The sequence below is a fragment of the Pediococcus inopinatus genome (assembly GCF_002982135.1).
Taxonomy (GTDB): Bacteria; Bacillota; Bacilli; order Lactobacillales; family Lactobacillaceae; genus Pediococcus; species Pediococcus inopinatus.
Genome location: NZ_CP019981.1, coordinates 1783307 through 1806346, shown reverse-complemented (window position 1 = coordinate 1806346; position 23040 = coordinate 1783307). Strand labels below are relative to the sequence as shown.

General features: G+C 41.1%; 13 protein-coding genes. 12 read left to right on the top strand and 1 reads right to left on the bottom strand.

Going from position 1 to position 23040, the window contains the following annotated elements; translation table 11 throughout:
* Positions 1-50: 50 nt before the first annotated feature.
* On the top strand, positions 51-1196 hold the full coding sequence (guaB, locus tag PI20285_RS09020) for an IMP dehydrogenase (RefSeq protein ID WP_057773740.1): 1146 nt from the start codon (positions 51-53) through the stop codon (positions 1194-1196).
* A gap of 179 nt (positions 1197-1375) precedes the next feature.
* Here guaB and PI20285_RS09015 read toward each other — a convergent pair whose 3' ends face one another.
* On the bottom strand, positions 1376-1639 hold the full coding sequence (locus PI20285_RS09015) for a hypothetical protein (protein ID WP_057773738.1): 264 nt from the start codon (positions 1637-1639) through the stop codon (positions 1376-1378).
* Positions 1640-2095: 456 nt separating this feature from the next.
* Here PI20285_RS09015 and croR point away from each other — a divergent pair, with 456 nt between their 5' ends.
* The 11 genes from croR to PI20285_RS08955 all read left to right on the top strand — a co-directional run bounded on the left by croR (position 2096) and on the right by PI20285_RS08955 (position 23029).
* Positions 2096-2785 (top strand): response regulator transcription factor CroR, encoded by a 690-nt coding sequence (croR, locus tag PI20285_RS09005; protein WP_057773734.1) that lies wholly within the window; start codon positions 2096-2098, stop codon positions 2783-2785.
* A gap of 15 nt (positions 2786-2800) precedes the next feature.
* Positions 2801-3940 (top strand): sensor histidine kinase, encoded by a 1140-nt coding sequence (locus PI20285_RS09000; protein WP_057773732.1) that lies wholly within the window; start codon positions 2801-2803, stop codon positions 3938-3940.
* Positions 3941-4105: 165 nt separating this feature from the next.
* Positions 4106-5383, top strand: coding sequence for a D-alanyl-D-alanine carboxypeptidase family protein (locus PI20285_RS08995; RefSeq protein WP_082623277.1), 1278 nt, complete (start codon positions 4106-4108; stop codon positions 5381-5383).
* A gap of 15 nt (positions 5384-5398) precedes the next feature.
* Positions 5399-5899, top strand: a complete 501-nt coding sequence (locus PI20285_RS08990) for a GNAT family N-acetyltransferase (protein WP_057773728.1) — start codon at positions 5399-5401, stop codon at positions 5897-5899.
* Positions 5900-6047: 148 nt separating this feature from the next.
* Positions 6048-6824, top strand: coding sequence for an AzlC family ABC transporter permease (locus tag PI20285_RS08985; protein ID WP_057773727.1), 777 nt, complete (start codon positions 6048-6050; stop codon positions 6822-6824).
* Between the two features lie 156 nt (positions 6825-6980).
* Positions 6981-7313, top strand: coding sequence for an AzlD domain-containing protein (locus PI20285_RS08980; protein WP_057773725.1), 333 nt, complete (start codon positions 6981-6983; stop codon positions 7311-7313).
* 180 nt (positions 7314-7493) lie between these two features.
* The gene (locus PI20285_RS08975) at positions 7494-10280 is read left to right on the top strand and encodes a cation-translocating P-type ATPase (protein ID WP_057773724.1); all 2787 of its coding nucleotides are present in this window, start codon (positions 7494-7496) and stop codon (positions 10278-10280) included.
* A 381-nt stretch (positions 10281-10661) separates the two neighbouring features.
* Positions 10662-10814, top strand: coding sequence for a KxYKxGKxW signal peptide domain-containing protein (locus PI20285_RS08970; RefSeq protein ID WP_105782228.1), 153 nt, complete (start codon positions 10662-10664; stop codon positions 10812-10814).
* Positions 10815-10823: 9 nt separating this feature from the next.
* On the top strand, positions 10824-13787 hold the full coding sequence (locus PI20285_RS08965) for a lectin-like domain-containing protein (protein WP_057773722.1): 2964 nt from the start codon (positions 10824-10826) through the stop codon (positions 13785-13787).
* Complete coding sequence (locus PI20285_RS08960) at positions 13784-15907, top strand: beta strand repeat-containing protein (protein ID WP_057773720.1); 2124 nt, start codon at positions 13784-13786, stop codon at positions 15905-15907. The genes PI20285_RS08965 and PI20285_RS08960 overlap by 4 nt, the downstream gene beginning before the upstream one ends.
* Before the next feature lie 30 nt (positions 15908-15937).
* Positions 15938-23029, top strand: a complete 7092-nt coding sequence (locus PI20285_RS08955; protein WP_105782227.1) for an MBG domain-containing protein — start codon at positions 15938-15940, stop codon at positions 23027-23029.
* Positions 23030-23040 lie beyond the last annotated feature (11 nt).

The following is a 23040-nucleotide window of genomic DNA, read 5'->3' as shown; positions in this document are numbered from 1 at the left end:
TGAGAATACGAGGATAGAACTTAAAAACGAAAAGGAGCGAGATCTTAATTATGTCTAACTGGGATACGAAATTTGTAAAAAAAGGGTTAACGTTTGATGATGTGTTATTGATACCGGCAGAAAGTCACGTTTTACCAAATGAAACTGATTTGTCAGTGCAGCTTGCGGACAATATCAAATTAAATATTCCGATTATTAGTGCAGGGATGGACACAGTAACTGAATCAGCAATGGCCATTTCAATGTCACGACAAGGCGGAATGGGCGTTATTCATAAGAATATGTCCATTGAAGATCAAGCAACCCAAGTATTAGAAGCTAAGGCAGCTGGAAAAGCGGATCCTAAAAAGAACCCCCATGCTTCGAGTGATGAAGATGGGCGGCCTTTAGTTGCTGCTGCAGTTGGTGTGACAAGTGACACATTTGGCCGTGCAGAGGCGTTGTTGGATGCCGGGGTTGATGCCATTGTAATCGACACCGCTCATGGACATTCAGCAGGTGTTTTACGTAAGATTTCTGAAATTCGTGCGCATTTTCCAAAAGCAACATTAATTGCCGGAAATGTGGCAACAGGCGAGGGAACCAAAGCACTGTTTGACGCTGGTGTGGATGTTGTCAAAGTAGGTATTGGTCCTGGCTCAATTTGTACGACCCGAGTAGTTGCCGGTGTCGGTGTTCCTCAAATTACTGCCATTTATGATGCAGCAACGGTTGCACGAGTATATGGTAAACATATTATTGCGGATGGTGGAATTAAGTTTTCTGGTGATATCGTAAAAGCCTTGGCTGCCGGTGGTAACGCCGTTATGCTGGGTAGTATGTTGTCAGGAACTGACGAAACACCAGGCGAAATCATTGAAGATAACGGTAAAAAGTACAAGAGTTACCGAGGAATGGGAAGCTTGAGTGCAATGTCGAATGGTTCGGCAGATCGCTATTTCCAAGGTGGCGTAAACGAAGCCAATAAGTTGGTGCCTGAAGGTATTGAGGCACGTGTGGAATATAAGGGTTCAGTTGAAGATATTATTTTCCAGATGATTGGTGGATTGCGTTCTGGGATGGGTTATGTGGGCGCACCAACGATTGATGCACTGACAGAGAGTGCCCAATTTGTGCAAATTACGAATGCAGGTTTAGTAGAATCGCATCCGCATGATGTGCAGATGACAAAGGTGGCACCGAATTACAAAAAGTAGTGAGTGAAACAAAGCGGTAAAAGCCAAACTGTAACTGTCCTGGATGCGGGATCGCAATCCCGCGGTAAGACGTTCTTATATCACTAAAGCTGTTTCAAGAAACTGTCCTAAAAAACAAAACAAAAACCGTTATCCTAATCGATAACGGTTTTTCTGTATTTATAAGAAACTAGATAAACTTATTTTCTATAATCATGTTTAGCTAATTGGCGATTAAGTGAAAGAAAGAACCAAATGACCAAAGCCAGAAGAAACCAACAAGAAATGGCAGTAATTAAAATAACCCCCAACAAGGCAGGGCGATTTGGAGCCTCAACAAAACTGGTGACTAGGCTGTTAAATATGGGCCGATGGGTTAACAATTCGATTGGAATTCCTAAAATATGCAGTACAAGCATAGCGACAATAAACAACATACTTTCAAACATAGCTTTTTTAAACATAAATACCCCCCTAAAACCCAGTATATCATAGGAAAAATGACTTTTATTCATTAGTTTTACAGCGGGTATGATATACTTCTCCTGTAAATACTCAGATTAGAGAAGGAACAACAACATGCGAATAACCCTTTATATTATTTTCATGTTTTTAGTTACGCTATATGTGCTCATCAGCTTAATTAGAACAATTAGAAGAGATGGCTTCTTTAACTTATTAGTGCTGATTTGGTTTCTTGTTTTAGTCGCGCTAGCACTCTCGGTGGTGGGTGTATTCACCTTTGTGCAAGGCGTGACAATGCCAACCTGATTTCGAAATAGACGCAAAAACGGGTTAGAAACAGACAAAACTTATAGGCGTATTCTTAACATTACCTAAAACATCGATGGATATAATTCCTTGTTGATGTTTTTTTTGCTACACTAAAGAAAATTGAGTTTATAAGGAGATTTCAAATAATGAAAATTTTAGTCGTTGATGATGATAAAGAAATCGTTGAACTCCTCGATATTTACATTAAAAATGAAGGTTATGAGCCAGTTTCAGCGTTTAATGGCAAAGAGGCACTCACAAAGTTACATACAGATTCGGACATTGGTTTGATGATTTTGGATGTGATGATGCCTGAAATGAGTGGGATTGAAGTTGTTCGCGAAGTTCGTCGTGATTCACAACTCCCAATTTTAATTCTTTCTGCTAAAACGGAAGATATGGATAAAATTAAAGGCCTGTTAACGGGTGCTGATGATTACGTTGCTAAGCCATTCAATCCGTTGGAAGTGATGGCACGTGTAAAGTCGTTGCTTCGCCGGAGTCAAAACGATATGAAACAAGACGAACCCGAAGTCTTGGATATCGGTCCTTTAACGATCAATAGTGATTCCCACGAAGTGAAGACTTTAGCTGGTAAATCAGTTCAGTTAACTGCTTTGGAATTCGGGATTTTATATTTACTGGCAAGTCATCCGAATCGTGTATTTTCAGCAGATGATATTTTTGAGCGTGTTTGGCAGCAGGAAAGCATTATTTCAGCGAAGACGGTTATGGTGCATGTGAGTCATTTGCGTGACAAAATTGAAGAAGCAACTGGCGGCGAGAAAGTAATCGAAACCGTTTGGGGCGTGGGTTACAAGATTGAGTCCCATTAAACGAGGAGTAACGTATTGAAACTAACTGCACGAGAAAAAAGTGAATTATTCGGTGAAGGATTTGTGACAGTTATTTTGTTGCTTCTTTTGAATCTGTCACTTTTGATTTTGCTTAACGAATTTATTCGAACAAACCCGGGTTTGGAGCGAGGAATTTTTCAAATTAAAGAATCCATCACCATTGGTCCCAATAATTATCGAGTTTGGAGTTATCAGAATTTCTTCATTTTCTTTATGGTGATTGTGGATGTGTGGGTGGTTTACTGGCGCTTGATGCGACGGTACAAGCAAATGCAATTGCGGCATATTATTAGTGAGTTGCACTATATTGCTGATGGTCACTTTGATCACCGAATTCCGTTTACGTTAAAAGGCGATACTCAAAGAGTGGTGGATAGTGTCAATGCATTGGTTGATTCAGTGATTGAATCAATGGATGAGGAACGCAAAATTGAGCAATCCAAAGATGATTTGATTACCAACGTAAGTCACGATTTACGGACACCCCTCACTTCAATTATCGGTTACCTAGGTCTGATCGAAAATAAACAGTATAAAACAAAAGACGATGTGCTTAAATATACGCACACAGCGTTTCTTAAGGCTGAGCAGATGAAGTCACTGGTAGAGGATTTGTTTGAATATACAAAGGTCCGCCAAACCTCTACGAAAATGACGTTTAGTGAAATTTCGGTTGAACCGATGTTAGAACAACTGGCTGCAAGTTTTGAATTGGAAGCTCAGAAAAAACAAATTGAAATTGGTGTAAAAACGACCCCAACTGCATTGAAAATTGAGGCAGATGCCGAAAAATTAGGACGGGTCTTTAATAATTTGATTTCAAATGCGTTGAAATACGCGAAGGGCGGTCGCCATATTAATTTGGAAGCAAACCAAAACGGCCAGCAAATTACGTTTATCGTGTCCAACGATGGTGAACAAATTCCGGAAAAATCGCTTAACCATTTATTTGAGCGTTTCTATCGAGTAGAATCTTCACGTTCAAAGGCAACGGGCGGTACTGGACTGGGATTAACGATTGCCCAAAGTATTGTGGAATTGCACCAAGGAAAAATCCGTGTTGAGTCGAGTGAAAAATTAACCAGCTTTATTATTGATTTACCTTTAAAGCAACATAAATCAAACAAAAAATAAAAATGCAATTCGCGAACGGTTCTCTGATTTAGGCATAACTAGCACTTTTAAATTACCTAAACATACTGAAATAACCGATTCGCGTTTTTTTGTTTGGAGAAATTAAAAAAGTTTTGCGTAACACGCGTAGTTTGTTATATTCTTGTTATAAAAGGTGGCGTTTTGATGCTTAAAAAGTGGAAACAAAAGTTAATAGTTATCTTTAGTGCAATTTTAATGTTAAGTACACTGGCGCTGGCACCAATTCAGGCTAACGCAGCGGTCACCAATATTTCAGCCAAAGCTGGGCTTGCTGTGGATGCTAAAACAGGTCAGATTTTATATTCTAAAAATAGTTCAAAGGTAATGCCAATTGCCTCGATGTCAAAAATGTTGGCAATTTATATTATTTTAAAAAGTATTCATGAAGGTAAACTGAAGTGGGACCAGCGTGTACATGTAAGTGCCAACGTGGCCAAAATCAGTCGTAATACGGAACTGACAAATGTGCCTCTGAATGCCAGCCGAACGTACACAGTTCGTGACTTATACAAAGCCTCGTTAATTTATTCGGCTAACGCAGCGGTAATCGCCTTGGGGGTTGCGCAAGCAGGATCGTCTGAAAAATTTGTGAACGAAATGCGCGCACAGGTAAATGCGTGGGGAATCACAGATGCGAAACTCTATAACGCTGCTGGTTTAACAGAAAGCGAAGTTGGCACGGAAGCCTACCCGAATACTGCTAAGTCGGCAGAAAACGAAATGTCAGCTAACGATGTTGCCGTTGTCGCTTCGAAGCTGGTTAACACTTACCCAGAAGTTTTGAATACTACCAAGGAAACTAGCGCTTGGTTTGCGAAAGGGACCGACGATGCCGTCAAAATGACAACGCATAATGAAATGCTGGCGGGCAATGAAAATTACATGAAGGGCTACAATGTAGATGGTCTGAAAACGGGAACCTCTGATAAAGCAGGTAACTGTTTTACGGGAACGGCCAATAAAAATGGTCATCGAGTGATTACCGTGGTGATGAACGCAAATCCGGTTAAAAAGGCGGATGCGCGGTTTACAAACACAGAGACAATTATGAAATATGTGTACACTAATTTCACGCCCATCCGATACAAAAAAGGTGAGCAGTTAAAACAAGCCAACAAATTTAAAGTGCCAGAGGGAAAGACGACCACGGTCAAGGCCGGGATTAGTCAAGCAACCACAATTTGGGTAGCTAATAAACAGTCAAAACAAGCGATCAGTTTTATAAGTAACCAGACTAAAAAGAATCTGACCGCCCCGGTCACGAAAGGCCAAAAATTAGGAACTGCAACTGCCAAGATCGCAGACAAAAATGTTTCTTATTTGCAAGCTGGTGATGCTAAGCTGCAATTAGTTGCTAAAAAGTCTGTTGAAAAGGCCAATATTTTTGTCAGAATGTGGCGATCAGTCGTTAGTGTGTTTTAACATAGAGGAAAGTTAATGAGTAAAATTGAATTTAAAATTGCAACCCAAGCAGATTTACCGTTTATTGTAGAAATATATAATCAAACTATTGCTGGACACATGGTGACTGCCACGTTGACGCCGGTGACGGTTGCTCAACGTCAGCCGTGGTTTCTTGCACACAAACCAGACGAACATCCAATTTGGGTGGCTTTTGTGGATGGTGAGCGGGCTGGATGGGTGAGCTTATCACCTTATCATCCACGGGCAGCCTATCGAATTACGGCTGAGATTAGTATTTATATTGATCAGAAATTTCACCATTTAGGACTAGGAACTAAGATGGTGAAATTTGCAGAAAATGCAGCCCCTAAATTAGGACTCGAAAATATTGTTTGTTTAATTTTCGGAGCTAATCTACCGAGCTTAGGTTTATTTAAAAAGTTAGGCTATGAAACATGGGGAACGTTGCCAAAAGTCGCATTACTTGCGGGAAATTTGATGGATTTAGAAATTCTGGGTAAAGCCGTTCGGTAATTTTGAATGTTTATTCGCAATTTAACTCCAAAAATGAAAAAAGTTACTATTCAATATAGGTTGAAAATGTTAAAATGATTTCGCAGTGTTTTCTAGTATTTTTCAGTAACTATGGTCCAACTTTAAAGATGTGTTGGAGGAACAAATTGTGAAACAGATTGAAAATGGATCACAATGGCGAGTAACGCTTAAAGAAGCTTGGCCATTGTGCTTAAGTTACACACCAATTGGACTGGCTTGTGGAATCCTTTTACACGCTGCTGGTTTTAATACGCTCATGACAGGGCTTGTATCCATTCTTGTGTTTTCGGGTGGGGCTCAATTTATGATTGCTCAGATGTTAACTACCACAGCACCAATCCTAACCATTATTTTAATGCTTTTTTTCCTTGAATTACGTTATGCATTACTAGGATCAAGTTTAGCCGGTTACTTAAAGGGCCAAAATCATCGCTTTTTATTTTTCTTCGCAGTTTCTATGAATGATGAAAATTATGCAATTAATTATTTGAAATTTGTAACGGATCGTAACTGGACACCAAAAGATGCGTTGCAGGTGGAACACTGGTCTTTATTAGTGTGGACGGTTGCTAACGTTGTGGGAAGCTTGATTGGAAGTGCCGTTTCGATTGACCTTACAGTGGTAAACTTTGCATTGACGGCATTGTTCTTGTATATGATTGTGATGCAACTTAAGACCCGCTTGATTTTATTGGTTTCAATAATTGCGGGCGTGCTGGCGGCAGTCTTTATGATGATGACCAAGAGTACATTAGGGCTGGTAATTTCAACACTGATTGCCTCTTTCTTAGGGTTTATGATTGAAGGATACGTGAAAAAACGTTGGCCAAACAGTCATTTATTGTATAAGATTCACGATCCATCGGGACAACCGGAAGTGGATAAGGAAGATATTGAAATATAAAGAGTGTTTCAAAGAGCGTTTAGCTTTCGAGTATAGCCTAGATAGCCAAATGATTCGTTCTTGGAATCGTTTGGTTATCGTAGCTAAACGGAAAAAGCTGCTCTTTGAAACACGTTTCAGCACAAAGGTATTCAAAAAAGTTCAGGAGATTATGATATGAACTATAGTACAACTGACCATTTGTTAATTGTTATTCTAGGTTTCTTTGTCGCATTTGGTCCGCGATACATACCAATTCTTTTCTTTTCAAATCGAAAAATACCAGAATGGTTTAATGACTGGATGAAATACGTGCCGGTCTCTTTGTTCACGGCTATTGTGGTTAAAGATATTTTTATTTCTGGTTCATATCAGTTTGTGGCCTCCGGCAAACTTGATTTGATTTTGGCTTCCCTGATTGTCATTGTCATTTCTTATTGGACGCGGTCGATGGCACTCTCGGTTGTGTTTGGATTAGTTGCAGTTATCTTGTTATCAATGATTATATAAAATAAAACAAAACAGATAGGGCTCGCTGAACATCCGATAAAGATGTTAAGCGGGCTCTTTTTAGGTTCGACCCGACAGCGTCTGAATTGACGAACCTAGTATTTCTCTGGGATAATTATACTTGTAATAATGTTTTTATTATAAATAATCAACTGACCAATCGCCTAAGGAGGACATGTAATGCACTCACAACACCGTCACGATGTACTTGATCAACTAGAAACTTCACGCCACGATGGTTTGACCACTGAAGCAGCCAGCGAAAGACTAACGAAATATGGTTTAAATGAAATGCAGCACGAGCAACGAGAACCTGCTTGGAAAGTGTTTTTAAAATCTTTAACAGAGCCAATTATCATTATCTTGTGGATTGCAATTATCTTAACTTTAATTAGTGCCAGCTATGATTTTTTTGTCAGAAACGATTTTAATCATGGTATGTCTGCGATTTATGAAGGACTCGTTATTCTAGTCGTAATTTTAGTTAATTCTAGCCTCACTTACTGGCAAAAATTAAAGGCTCAGAAATCGCTAGATGCGCTAAGTTCAGATTCGCGGCATCAATCAAATGTGCTCCGGGGTGAAACGTGGCAAAAAATCGACGCCAATCAACTTGTTCCGGGTGATATCGTGGATGTGAAGATGGGAGATTTTATCGAAGCTGATTTACGGTGGCTTTCTGTAAATGAACTCCAGGTTAATGAATCTCATTTAACGGGAGAAGCAGATGCGATCGACAAGACGCGGGATGCCTTATCTGAAGATACAGAACTGGGGGATCGAACCAATATGGGTTTCTCCGGCTCGACTGTCGTGAACGGAAGTGGCATCGGGGTGGTAACGGCCACGGGGATGCAAACTGAATTAGGAAAAATTGCTGATCTTCTCCAACAAACGAAACAAGAAAAAACACCGATTGAGCGAACTGTGAGTCAATTAACGAAACGGTTAATGGTTGCGGCTGCTGGAGTGGTTGTTGTCGCCATTACGTTTGATTTAGTTAAAGAGTATCTTAATACAAATGCAATCTCGGTTACTGGGTTAATGGACAGTATTTCTGGTGCCATTGCCTTGGCAGTTGCTGCCATTCCCGATTCTATGCCTGTGGTGCTTTCAATTGTTTTAACGATTGGTGCTCGTTCACTTGCCCGCAATAACGGCTTGATTAAGTCACTTAGTAGCGTTGAAACCCTTGGGGCAACGACGTTTATTGCTTCGGATAAAACGGGAACGTTGACCAAGAATGAAATGACGGTTACGCGGTTCTTTTCTAATGGGATAAATTTTGCTGTGGATGGAAATGGGTACGACCCAGTTGGTGAGATTCATTCCGTTAAAGATGGTAAAAATGTGCAAGAATCCGATTTTGTGCCGTTTTTACAAAGCGCCGTTTTAAATAATGAAGCCCAAATTCAGCGTAATGATGCAGGAAACTATGAACCACTGGGCAATCCTACCGATGTGTCTTTGATTGTGTTGGGACGCAAGGCAAAGATTTCACGGGATAAGCTATTAGGCGAAACTGGTGACAAAGATTGTGATATTTTACGCGTGTTTCCGTTTGAAAGTACCCGAAAAATGATGAGCACGGTGGTTAAGATTGGTGAGAACTATCAATTACTCACTAAGGGTGCTCCGGATGTCATTATGCAACATACAAAAGATGCGATTTTCAATAATAGGGCCGTTTCGATTGATGAGGCGGAACAAACGCTTGAAAAACAGATTTCGGATTATGCGAACGATGCGCTGCGAACCATTGCGGTTGCCAAACGAGATTTAACCAAGGACGAGGCATTAAATGCTAACCAAACTGATTTGGAAACAGAACTCACGATGCTGGGAATTGTCGGAATTATTGATCCTCCCCGCCCAGAAGTGAAAAAATCGATCAGAACTTTGCATAAAGCTTCGGTTGAGGTAGTTATGATTACCGGAGATCATGCAGAAACGGCTCGTGCGATTGCTTATCGGCTTGGCCTGGTTAAAGATAAAGAAGGACGGGTCGTTGAAGGCTATGAAATTGAAAAAATGTCTGACGATGACCTGTTTGAGATAGTCCCTGATATTCGAGTTTATGCACGGGTATCTCCGGAACATAAACAACGGATTATTAAAGCTCTCCAAAGGCATAATGAGATTGTTGCTATGACTGGGGATGGTGTGAACGATGCGCCCGCTTTACGTGCTGCCGATATTGGAATTGCAATGGGGATTAATGGGACTGAAGTAACAAAAGATTCTGCCGATCTCATTTTGATGGATGATAAATTTACCACAATCGAAAAATCAGTATCAGCAGGTCGGACGATTTTTGCAAACATCAAAAACTTTATGCGCCAAGAGCTTACAACCAATGTGGCAGAAGTATTATCTATCTTATTGGGAACGTTTTTAATCACTCAACCGATTGGACACGTTTCTGAATTGACACCAACGCTAACTACAATTATGGTTTTGTGGGTTAACATGATTAGTGATTCCTTGCCATCATTTGCGATGGGATACGACGAACCGGAACACGATATTATGGCGGAAAAGCCGCGGGATGTGAAGGAATCATTATTAGCTAAACATCTCTTGTCACGGGTATTAATTCGGGGCTTTGTTATGGGCCTGGCAGTTTTTGTAGCCTTTTATTGGGCTGCAAGTGCAGGAATGCAAACCAACGAAGCTCAAACAATTGCCTTTTTGACATTAGTATTTGGTCAATTGTGGCACGCGTTTGACGCTCGAAGTGCACATACGTTATTTAGACGAAATCCATTCAGTAATCCCTATTTAATTACTATGATTTTGTTTGCAGGAATTTCTTCCCTAGCGATTACAATGTTGCCGTTCTTTAATATGCTGATGGGGACGAGTGCATTGAGCTGGCAATTGTACCTGGCAGTTATTTTCTTGCCAGCAATTCCTACTTTTGTGCTCTCGGGATTAAAGGAAATATTTGGAATTACGATTTGGTAGTGTAGGACAAATGAATTTGGAACAGGATTAAAAGTTGAAAAACTTTTGATTCTGTTTTTTTGTTTAAATATTTTTATATTCAATCACCCAAAAGAACAAACTGGTAGTCATTAATTATCATTTGATTAAAAAGTAAGATAAATAGACTAATTTTACTGTATATTAAGGAAAATACAGCAGCTTTAATTACTTATTAATGATTAATTCGTGTTTTTATACTTAATAAATCTCATTAAGAGCTATTTATTGTCAGACTTAGTATAATCATATAAAATACTTTGAATAATAATCATATTTTTAATGCAAATCATTGTAAATGATGTTATACTGTGGGCGCTTACAACTATAACTTCAGTTGATTAAGGAAAATGGGGGATTAACATGTTAAAAAAAGATGAGACAAATAAAAGAAAAATGAAATTATTGCGGAGCTCAGTTCAACAAAAAGAACATTATAAGATGTACAAGGCAGGAAAAAGCTGGTTATTTGCTGGAATTACCATTATATTTTTTGGAGCCGGAGTTTCTTTTTGATTACCAGCTGTGAAGGCTGATACTAATTCAAACGCTTCAAGTGAAACAATCTCAATTGATAGTGCGGCAAATACTTCTTCTGACGCGAGTATTACAGATCAAGCATCGTCCTCTTCTACTGCTGATGTAAATAAAAGTGGACCAAGTAGTGAAACTAGTATAGTTGATGCTTCATCTGCAAGTGCAGTTAATTCTGGTGAAACGTCTAATGCAGCGACAAATTCTGAGGAAAAGGTGTCTTCTTCATCTGCCAGCACAAAGGCAACTTCAGTGGCATCTGGGACCAATTCTAGTCAAAGTTCAAGTATGGTGAGTAGTGCTGTTTCGTCTGTAGATAGCTCTGCCACAAGTGGTTCAAGTACAGAAGGATCCGCTGAAGGTAAAACTATTAGCACAAGCGAGGCTACCAATTCTAATGCGACCAGTGCATCAAAGGTTAATGAATCAACAACGACCAACTCAGATGCATTAGCAACCCTAAAAAATAAATTGCCAGCGGACTCCGTTGTTACAACTAAAAAAGATGGGACGGTGGTGATCGCGCTTGCTGTTGGGGCTGATGAAACGGCCGTTAAAGCATTAGTTGCCAAGGCTAATTTGAATTTGCCGGTAGTAATTGAAGCTAAAGATGCGAACGTTGTTGTTCCTAATTTAAATAATGTGACAAATATTAATAAGGCTGGGGAAAAGTATACTGGCACGTCTAGTACAGTCGCACAAGATTTTACAGCGGCCGGAACAGCTACTGTACCAACCGGAAGTGGTTATTCAAGTTTAACCACGAAAGCACAGAATGAATCTGGTTATTTAGTACTAGACAATCAACTTAATTTTAGTTCTGACTTTAGTATTTCAGGGACAATCTATCTTGGAGACAATGTCAGTAATGCAGCCGATGGTCTGACCTTTGTATTTAGCCCAGGTAACCCGTCCTCACTGGGAACTGCCAGTACTGGTGGGAACCTTGGCTTAGGTGGCTTACCTAATTCATTTGGGTTAGCTCTTGACGAACATTATAATAGTGGCACTTACGGCGACTTTGATAACGCAGGCGCCATATTAGGAAACCCTTATTTGACAGCCGCAACTATCTCGTGGCGCACAACCGATAGTACGGGGAAGTTGAACCCTAACACCAGACAGGGACAAGGAAATATTTTTGGCTATGGAAACGTTAGCGCAATTGATAAGACGTCTCAAGTAGTGGCAATGAATAATAACATGATCGATGGAAAAGCACATGCATTTTCCATTTCATATAATGCCACAACTGGCGTATTAACAATTTCTATTCCGGATAATGATAATCAGAATCAAATTTATAAACCAACCGGCGCCACTAGTGCAACCGTTTGGACGCGCACATTGACGGCTGCACAAAAAGTAGGTATGTCATTGTCGATTGCCGCATCCACCGGAGATGACTTTAATGCTTTTGGCGTTCAGATTAATAATTATAGCTATACTAAAGCAACTGCATCGGTAAATTATCAAGAAGTCGACAGTTCAGGCAAAATTTTACCTGGAACGACTAGTCACTCAATTCTTGGTAATATCGGGGACACCATCCAAGTATTTGCGGATCAAGCGAGTGCTAATGCTGCAATCACAGCAGGAACAGCAACTGCAGAATTATCCGTGGTGGCACCAAAAGTCCCTGGATATGTTTTCCAAGGCCCAGTATCCAGCACCGTTATGGTTGGCTCTTCAAATGTGAACTTAGTTTATAACAAGCAAACAGCGGCAGTTACGGTACATTATCAAGATTATGCTGGCAACACCATTTCAAAGGATGCAACGCTGACGGGCTCTTACGGCGATGCAAAAATTAATGGTACAACAACTACTAATCCAGCTGTTCCAACGATCGCCGGATATACGTTTACTGCAACAGATTCAAAGAACCTTCCAGCAACGGTGGTTAATTTTACCGCACTGGATGCCAATGGTAACGTGTTTGCAACCGATGTAGATGGTAAGACTATTACTTCAATTACGCTTTACTATAAAACCAACGCCACAGTGACCCTGAGTGGTACTGAAACCGAGGTTTATACTGGTGTCCAACAAACACCAAAGGCGACTAACTACAAAATTACTTTACCAACTGGTGTCACATATGCTTTGAAGGATAGCGACATTCAATTAGCAAGCGGTGGTATTAATGTTGGCTCATATAATGTTAAATTAAGTCCAACTGGCTTGAGTAATATTACGACTGCCATTGGGACTAACTACGCGATAACTTTCGGCACGGCTACTGGTTCATTTATCATCAAAGCAGCGGACACCAAGGTCACTTTGAGTGGCACTGAAACAGAAATGTACAATGGCGCACAACAAACACCTAAGGCAAGTAACTTTAAGATTACCTTACCAACCGGCGTCACATATACTTTAAAAGATAGTGATGTTCAGGTGGCTAGCGGTGGCATTAATATTGGTACGTATAATGTTGTATTGAGTACGACTGGTAAAGCGGCGATTCAGAACGCAATTACAGCTGCAACTGGGACAAACTATAATGCAGCTACTTTTGAAGCAGCCAATGGGACAACTTTTACAATTACAAAAGCACCGCTTACTGCAACGATTAGTTCCGGTACAAAAGCTTATGATGGTGCAGCAACAGTCACGACACCAACTGTAGCCTATACGGTTCTCTCTGGTAGTATGGTTGCACCCACAATTGCATGGGACGCTAATGATTTTGAGTATCTAGCGGCTGATGGCACAACGGTGGTATCCACGCCAATTAATGCGGGATCATACACGGTTCAATTGAGCGCAGTAGGCCAAGCTAAACTGACAGCGGCGCAAGCTACAAATGGCGCTGCACAAAACTATACGATTACACCAGCCAATGGAACTTATGTAGTGACGGCAGCGACTGCAACGGTTAACTTAGATGGTAGCAAACGGTTTCTTATACAGGTTCACGACAGATTCCAAATTTCGGTAACTATACCGTGACATTATCAAACGGGACAGCCTATGTATTGAAAGCTGGAGATATTGCGTTAGTCAGTGGTGGTACTAATGTCGGATCATACAATGTTCAATTAACAAGAACTGGTTTAAACAATATTACGGCGGCCCTTATCGCAGCGACTGGTGGAAATTATAATAATGTAACCCTTGGTAAATCAACTGGGACATTTATCATTACACCAGCAGACACTACTGTGACATTGAGTGGTAATGAAACCGAGACTTATAATGGCAATCAACAAGTTCCAAAGGCCAGCAACTATCGGGTTACGTTACCAACAGGTGTGACGTATGCGTTGAAGGATAGTGACATTCAATTAACAAGCGGCGGTATTAATACTGGCACTTATGATGTCGTATTGAGTGACACTGGTAAATTAGCCATTCAGGCGGCTATCACGGCCGCAACTGGAAATGGTAATTATACAGTTAACTTTGATCTAGCAACGGCACCATTTAATATTTTGGCAGCTAAAACGTCTGCCGAATTAAGTAAGACAGATTTTGTTTACGATGGGACTACGAAAGCAAGTGGTTCAACTGAATTGTACGCAACTGTTGCTGTTAATGGAGGCAATTCTACAGTTAAGGTTGCCTTATCCAATGCAGATGTTGATTTTGTGACGGATGGAACTAATGCTGATACGTATGCTTATAATCTGAATTCTACTGGTTTGGCGACAGTTAATGCTGCACTTGATGGCTTCACTAACGGCAACTATCAATTAGCGGCAACCAGCGATGCGACGACTGGATTAGTAACGATTAATAAAGCCAAAGCAACTATTGACATCACGAGTAATGACAACATCACATATGATGGCAAGACACACAGTTTGGTAATTACAGTTGCTGGCGCAGTTAATGGCGAAATAATTACCTATACACCGGTCAATAATAGCCAGACGCTGGTCGGCCAATATACTGTTACGGCAACTGCTGATCCGAATGCGGTTAATAGCAACTATGAAATTGCTGAAGGCATGGGTTCAATGACAATTGTCAAAGCACCAACGACTCCAGGTGAGATCGTCATCGGGGATGCAAATGGTGAGAACCTCAATAAGACGTATAATGGCAAGACGTTTGATGGCAGCCCTGTAGTCCAAGGACCAGAGAAAGACGTTACGCTAACAACTGCCGACTATGAGTATTTGGACGCTAACGGTGACACTCTTACAGATCCGATTAACGCTGGCAGTTACACAATTAAACTGACCCAATCAGGAATCGACGCTGTTACTGCTGAAAATAGTGGTTATGACCTAGGTGATTTAAGCAGTTTGAAGAATGATGCCACAATTCACAAAGCACAAGCAAAGATTAATATTACAAGTAACGATAACATCACGTTTGATGGCAATGCGCACAGCTTGGATATTGAGGTAATCGGGGCAGTAAACGGTGAGACGATTACTTATACGGCAACCAATAATAGTCAGACAAAAGTTGGGCAATATGATGTATCGGCAACTGCTGATACGAATGTAGTTAATAATAACTATGAGGTTACTGTAGGCACTGGCTCGATGACGATTGTCAAAGCTCCAACGAAACCAGGCGAAATCATCATTACTGATGCAAATGGCAATGATCTTGACAAAACTTACGATGGCAAAACGTTTGGTGAAGGTCCTGTGGTTCAAGGACCAGAGAACGACGTTACTTTAGTGACTGGCAATTACGAATATTTGGACACCAAAGGCAATGTTGTTACCAATCCGATTAATGTTGGTGATTACACGATTAAGCTAACTCAATCGGGGATCAACGCCGTGACTGTTGCAAATAGTAATTATGATTTAGGTGATCTAAGTAGTTTGATAAATGACGCCACGATTAATAAGGCGAAGGCAACTATCAACATCGTCAGCAATGACCAAATTACGTATGACGGCAATGCGCATAGTTTAAATGTTGAGGTCACTGGTGCAGTGAACGGTGAAACGATCACTTATATAGTTGACAACAATAGTCACACAGCGGTCGGTCAATATAAGGTTACAGCAACTGCTGATGATAATGACGTCAACAGCAACTACAACATTACGGTTACCGATGGCTCAATGACAATTGTCAAAGCAACGACCCCAGCAGGCTAGATTAGCATTGGTGATGCGAACGGTTATGACTTGAGCAAGACGTATGATGGCAAGACGTTTACTGAAAGTTCCGTGATCGTTGTGCAAGGCCCAGAAGAAGATGTCACTTTAACAACCGGTGAGTATGCCTATTACGATCAAGACGGCAACGAAGTGACTGATCCTGTAAACGCGGGTAGTTACACAATTAAACTTACCGAAGCCGGGATCAAAGCTGTTACAGATGCGAATAGTGGTTATGAATTAGGTGACTTAAGTGGTTTGACCAACGACGCCACAATTAATAAGGCCCAAGCCAGCATCAACGTTACAAGCAATGACAAGATTACGTATGACGGGAATGCGCATAGTTTAGAGATTGAGGTTACTGGTGCAGTAAACGGCGAAACGATTACCTACACAGTTTCCAACAATAGTCAGTCGACAGTCGGTCAATATGATGTTACAACCACGGCTGACACTAATGCGATTAACAGTAATTACGAAATAACCGCAGGTACGGGTTCAATGACGATTGTTAAGGCACCAACAAAACCTGGTGAAATTTCGATCGGGGATGCAAACGGTAACGATCTTAACAAAACGTATGATGGGAAAACATTTATTGAGAGTCCAGTGGTGCAAGGTCCAGAAAAAGATGTGACCTTGGCAACTGGTGACTATGAGTATTTAGACGCTGACGGTAAGGTTGTTACAGAGCCGTTAAACGCTGGCAATTATACGATTAAGCTAACTGATGCCGGGATCAAAGCTATTACTGACGCAAACAGTAACTATGATTTAGGCGACTTAAGTGGTTTGACCAACGACGCCACGATCAATAAAGCGAAGGCAAGTATCAATGTCGTAAGTAATGACAAGATTACGTATGATGGCGATGCCCATAGTTTGGTTATTGAGGTAACCGGCGCAGTAAATGGTGAAATAATCGCGTATACAACAGAAAATAATAGCCAGACAACGGTTGGTCAATACGATGTTTCAACAACGGCAACTGATAATGCGGTTAATAGTAACTATGAAATTACAGCAGGCACCGGATCAATGACAATTGTCAAAGCTTCCACAACACCAGGTGAAATTACAGTTGGTGATGTGAAAGGTAATGACCTCAGCAAAACGTACGATGGGCACTCGTTTAATGGCAGTCCGGTTGTGCAAGGACCAGAAAACGATGTCACTTTAGAAAGCGGCGATTATGCGTATTTCGACGCAGCAGGTAGTGTCGTTACAGATCCTAAAAATGCCGGCGATTACACGATTAAATTAACCGAGTCTGGAATCAAAGCCGTGACAGCTGCGAACAGTAATTATGATTTAGGCGATTTAACTACCGTGGTCAACAAAGCCACAATTAATAAAGCGACAGCAACGATCAACGTCACAAGCAATGACGACATTACTTACGATGGTGTGGCGCATAGCTTGCAGATTGAGGTGGTTGGGGCAGTAAATGGTGAGACGATTTCCTATACAGCTGAAAACAACAGTCAGACAACGGTTGGCCAATATGATGTTTCGGCAACGGCTGATGATAACGCCGTTAACAGCAATTACGAAATCAAAGCAGGTTCTGGATCAATGACAATTGTGAAAGCACCAACATCACCTGGTGAAATTATTATTGGGGATGCAAATGGGGCTGAATTAATCAAAACGTATGATGGTAAGACGTTTAGTGGGAGCCCAGTATTAGTAGTACAAGGGCCAGAAAATAATGTTCCATTAAAAACGGGTGAATACGCATATTACAATAAAGATGGCAAAGAAGTGACGGATCCTGTCAATGCTGGCAGTTACACAATTAAACTAACAGAGGCCGGAATTGCAGCTGTGACTGCCGCAAATAGTAATTATGATTTGGGCGACTTAACTACACTGAAGAATACAGCCACAATCAATAAGGCCCCAGCGAAAATTAATATCGTAAGTAATGACAAAATCACGTATGACGGCAATGCCCATAGTTTGGTTATTGAGGTGACTGGAGCAGTAAACGGCGAAACGATCACTTATACGGTTGAAAACAATAGTCACACAGTGGTCGGTCAATATGACGTCAAAGCAACAGCTGCTGTTGATGCTGTTAATAGTAACTATGATATTACGGTTACTAATGGCTCAATGACAATTGAAAAAGCGGTGACACCGTCTGGCGAAATTCATATCGGTGATGCGAATGGAGATGACTTGAGCAAGACGTATGATGGCAAGTCGTTTAGCGATAGCCTCGTAGTTCAAGGCCCAGAGAAAAACGTTACTTTAACAGCTGGGGAGTACGCGTATTACGATAAAGATGGCAAAGAAGTGACGGATCCAGTTAATGCAGGAAATTACACGATCAAATTAACTGAAGCCGGGATCCAAGCGGTCACAAATGCCAATAGTAATTATGACTTGGGAGATTTGAAGACGCTTGTTAATAATGCCACAATCCAAAAAGCACAGGCTAGCATCAATATCACCAGTGACAATAACATCACGTATGATGGTTCTTCACATAGCTTAAAAATTGAGGTAACTGGTGCGGTAAATGGTGAAACAATCACTTATACAGTTGACAACAATAGTCACACAGCGGTCGGTCAATATAATGTGACGGCCAACGGCGATGGTAGCTTGGTCAACAGTAACTATGAGATTACCAATGGCAAAGGCTCAATGACAATTGTTAAAGCCCCAACAATGCCTGGTGAAATTACGATTGGTGATGCGAACGGCAACGATCTCAGTAAAACATACGATGGCAAGTCGTTTAGCTCGAATCCAGTAGTTCAAGGACCAGAGGCGGATGTTACCTTAGAGGCCGGTGAGTATGCCTATTACAACCAAGACGGTACTGAAGTTACAAATCCAGTTAATGCGGGTGAATATACAATTAACCTAACTTCAAGTGGCGTGGCCAAAGTTAAAGTAGCTAACAGTAACTACGAGTTGGGTGACTTAACCGAGGTGGTTAACAAAGCCACAATCCAAAAAGCGAAGGCTAGTATCAATATCACCAGTGATGATAACATCATGTATGATGGTTCTTCACATAGTTTAGATATTGAGGTGACTGGTGCGGTAAATGGTGAAACGATCACTTATACAGTTGACAACAATAGCCACACAGCGGTTGGTCAATATGACGTGACAGCCAACACTGATGATAGTTCGGTCAATAGTAACTATGAGATTACCAGTGGTAAAGGTTCAATGACGATTGTTAAATCCCCAACAAAGCCTGGTGAAATTAAGATTGGCGATGTGAATGGAGAAGATCTCAGTAAAACTTATGATGGTAAGACATTTAGTGGGAGCCTTGTAGTTCAAGGGCCAGAGAATGACGTCATCTTAACAACTGGAGAGTATGCATTTCACGATAAAGACGGTAATGAAGTTACAAATCCAGTTAACGCAGGAGATTACACGATTAAGTTAACTAAGTCTGGAATCACTGCGGTCACAGATGCCAATAGTAACTATGATGTAGGCGACTTAACTGAAGTGGTCAACAAAGCCACGATCCAAAAAGCAAAGGCTAGCATCAACATTACCAGTGATAATCATGTTGTGTACAATGGCGATGCACATAGTTTGAAGATTGAAGTCACTGGTGCAGTAAATGGTGAAACCATCACCTATACAACTGTTAATAATAGTCACACATCAGTTGGCCAATACGATGTGACAGCAAGCGCCGATAAGGATAATGCAGTTAACAGCAACTATGAAATTACGGCAGGCTCTGGCTCAATGACGATTGTTAAAGCACCAACGACACCTGGCGAAATCATCATCGGTAATGCAAATGGTAATGATTTAAGCAAGACGTATGATGGCAAAACGTTTGGTGAAAGTCCCGTGGTTCAGGGACCGGAAAAGGATGTTATTTTAACAAGTGACGAATACGAATATTTGGACGTTGAAGGTAAGGTTGTTACAGATCCAGTTAATGCCGGTGATTACACGATTAAACTGACTGAGGCTGGGATTAAAACGGTCACGGATGCGAACAGTGACTACGATTTAGGTGATTTAAGTCCTTTGACGAATGAGGCTACGATCCGAAAAGCACCAGCGAAAATTAATATCGTAAGCAATGACAATATCACATACGATGGCGATACGCATAGCATAGATATTGAGGTAACGGGCGCAGTATACGGTGAGACGATCACATATACAGCTAAAAACAACAGTCAGATAACAATCGGTCACTATGAGGTTACGGCCAGTGCCGATGATAATGAAGTTAACAGCAACTATGAGATTACTCCTGGCAAGGGCTCAATGACGATTGTTAAAGCCCCAACAACAGGTGAAATCACTATCGGTAATGCGGACGGAGAAGATCTCAGTAAAACTTATGATGGTAAGACGTTTAGTGGGAATCCTGTTGTTCAAGGACCAGAGAATGACGTCATCTTAACAACTGGAGAGTATGTATTTTACGATAAGGATGGTAATGAAGTAAAAGATCCAGTTAACGCAGGCGACTACACGATTAAATTAACTGAGTCTGGGATCACAGCAGTCACTAATGCCAATAATGGTTACGACTTAGGTGATTTAAGTGCGATTGTCAACAAAGCCACAATTAGTAAAGCTAAAGCAACTTTGACTGTCACAAGTAATGATGAGATTACGTATGATGGGAAGGCACATAGCTTAGACGTTGCGACTGAAGGTGCCGTTAATGGGGAAACCATCACCTATACAACTGATCACAACAGCAATACCAATGTTGGTCAATATGATGTGACGGTAACCGCTGATAAAAATGATGTCAACGATAACTATGACATTACAGTCGTGAAAGGCTCAATGACGATTATCAAAGCAACGACCCCAGAGGGTGAGATTAGTATTGGCAATGCCAAAGGAGAAAATCTTAAAAAGACCTATGATGGAAAGTCGTTTGGTGAAAGTCCAGTGGTTCAAGGACCTGAAGCCGATGTTACTTTAAGAGATGGCGACTACGAATATTTCGATGCCAACGGTAATGTGGTTAAAGATCCTACAAACGCAGGCGATTACACCGTTAAACTAACTGCAGCTGGAATTAAAGCGGTCGCGGATGCCAATAGTAACTATGATTTAGGCGATCTAACCACGCTTGTCAACAAAGCCACAATTAGTAAAGCCAAAGCAACTTTAACCGTCACAAGTAATGATGAGATTACGTATGATGGGGAGGCGCATAGCTTAGACGTTGTGACAGAAGGTGCAGTGAATGGTGAAACCATCACTTATACCACCGGCAACAATGAGCATACGACGGTCGGTCAGTATGATGTGACGGTAACCGCTGATAAAAATGATGTCAACAGCAACTACGACATTACAGTTATTGGTGGTTCGATGACAATTGTGAAAGCCACAACGTCAGACGGCAAAATTAGTATTGGGGATGCTCAAGGTGACAATTTGAGTAAGACGTATGATGGCAAGACGTTTGCTGATAGTCCAGTTGTGCAAGGTCCTGAAAATAATGTGACGTTAGCAGTTGGCGACTATGCTTATTATGATAAAAATGGTAAAGAAGTCACTGACCCAGTTAATGCGGACGACTATCAAATTAAGCTAACAGCAAGTGGGATTGATAAAGTTAAATCGGCTAATAGTAACTATGATTTAGGCGATCTAACCACGCTTGTCAGCAAAGCCACAATTAGTAAAGCCCAAGCAACTTTAACCGTCACAAGTAATGATGACATTACGTACAATGGTCAAGCTCATAGTTTAGACGTTGTGACTGAAGGTGCCGTTGAAGGCGAAACCATCACCTATACAACTGGTAATAATAGTCACACGAATGTTGGCCATTATGATGTGACTGTGAAAGCTGATGATAATGAAGTTAACAGTAACTATGACATTACCGTGAGTGGTGGTTCGATGACAATTGTAAAGGCTGGCACCACACCAGGTGAAACGACCACACAAGTTAAGGTGAATGACGCTTCATCAAATTATGGCGAAAGTTCACCAGACTTTACTATCACGATCGGGTCGGATCTTAAGAATCCAGGCAACTTAACAAACTCTGATTTTGTCTTTGTAGATAAAGCCACAGGTAAAGAGGTTGACGGGGTCCCAATAAACGTTGGTGATTATCAAGTTAGTTTGAACGATAGTGGTAAAGCTAAAGTATCAGCTGCTAATCCAAACTATGATCTTACCGATGGCGACTTTATCAGTGGCACTTACACGATTAAAGATGTCATTACCCACAGTAAAATTACTGTAAACCAGACCGTTCACTATACCGGCGCTGGAGTAAGGACACCTGCTGATAAAACTCAGTCAATCGTTTACGATGTCGCAACAAGCAAGGCCACTGGTGAATCAGTTTACACACCAGAATCTGGCTATGCTGCAGTTAAAACGCCTGACATTAACGGGTTTACCAACAGTGGTGATGTGGCTGGGTATACACCGGCAACAACGACTAATAAGCCGACCGATTCAACTGTGACGGTTACCTACAAACCAACCAATAACCTCGAGTATAGTGAAATTACGGTTACTCGAACCGTTCACTATGAAGGGGCTGGTAAGCAGACACCTCATGATGTGATTGAAAACGTTGTTTACAAGGTAGTCACTAACAAGACAACTGGGGAAGTTTCCTATACACCTCAAGGAGTTTATGAGGCTGTTGCAACGCCAGACTTGTCTGGATACACGAACAGTGGTGATGTAGCTGAGTCCATTCCGACAGCCACAATGAATAAACCAGAAGATAGTTTAGTAGTTGTTCAGTACAAGAAGATTTCTGGTGGCGATGGAACAAACCCTGGAAATCCTTCTAACCCTGGTGAAGGTGGCAACAAACCTGATAATCCTGGTGGAAACCATAAGCCAGGTAATGGTGGGACAACGCCTAATGTGCCAACAACTCCTGGAACGGGTTCTGGATCTGGAAAAGATACTTCGGGTGTAAGTATCGATAATGTTAAGTATTCAAACGCTAAAGGTAAGGCGGACAAAGACATCCCAGTTGTTAAAGCTGGTGTGTTACCACAAACTGATGAACAACATGAAAATGGTGCGTCAGTAATTGGGATGATAATCTTAAGTGGTTTCCTAGCATTGTTTGGATTGAAACGTCGGAAACATGATGATGAAGAGTAAAATTGGATAAA

Excerpts from the sequence above, each read along its gene's own strand:
- guaB (WP_057773740.1), top strand. The coding sequence starts at position 51 with ATGTCTAACTGGGATACGAAATTTGTAAAAAAAGGGTTAACGTTTGAT.
- PI20285_RS09015 (WP_057773738.1), bottom strand. The coding sequence starts at position 1,639 with ATGTTTAAAAAAGCTATGTTTGAAAGTATGTTGTTTATTGTCGCTATG.
- croR (WP_057773734.1), top strand. The coding sequence starts at position 2,096 with ATGAAAATTTTAGTCGTTGATGATGATAAAGAAATCGTTGAACTCCTC.
- PI20285_RS08995 (WP_082623277.1), top strand. The coding sequence starts at position 4,106 with ATGCTTAAAAAGTGGAAACAAAAGTTAATAGTTATCTTTAGTGCAATT.
- PI20285_RS08990 (WP_057773728.1), top strand. The coding sequence starts at position 5,399 with ATGAGTAAAATTGAATTTAAAATTGCAACCCAAGCAGATTTACCGTTT.
- PI20285_RS08980 (WP_057773725.1), top strand. The coding sequence starts at position 6,981 with ATGAACTATAGTACAACTGACCATTTGTTAATTGTTATTCTAGGTTTC.
- PI20285_RS08975 (WP_057773724.1), top strand. The coding sequence starts at position 7,494 with ATGCACTCACAACACCGTCACGATGTACTTGATCAACTAGAAACTTCA.
- PI20285_RS08970 (WP_105782228.1), top strand. The coding sequence starts at position 10,662 with ATGTTAAAAAAAGATGAGACAAATAAAAGAAAAATGAAATTATTGCGG.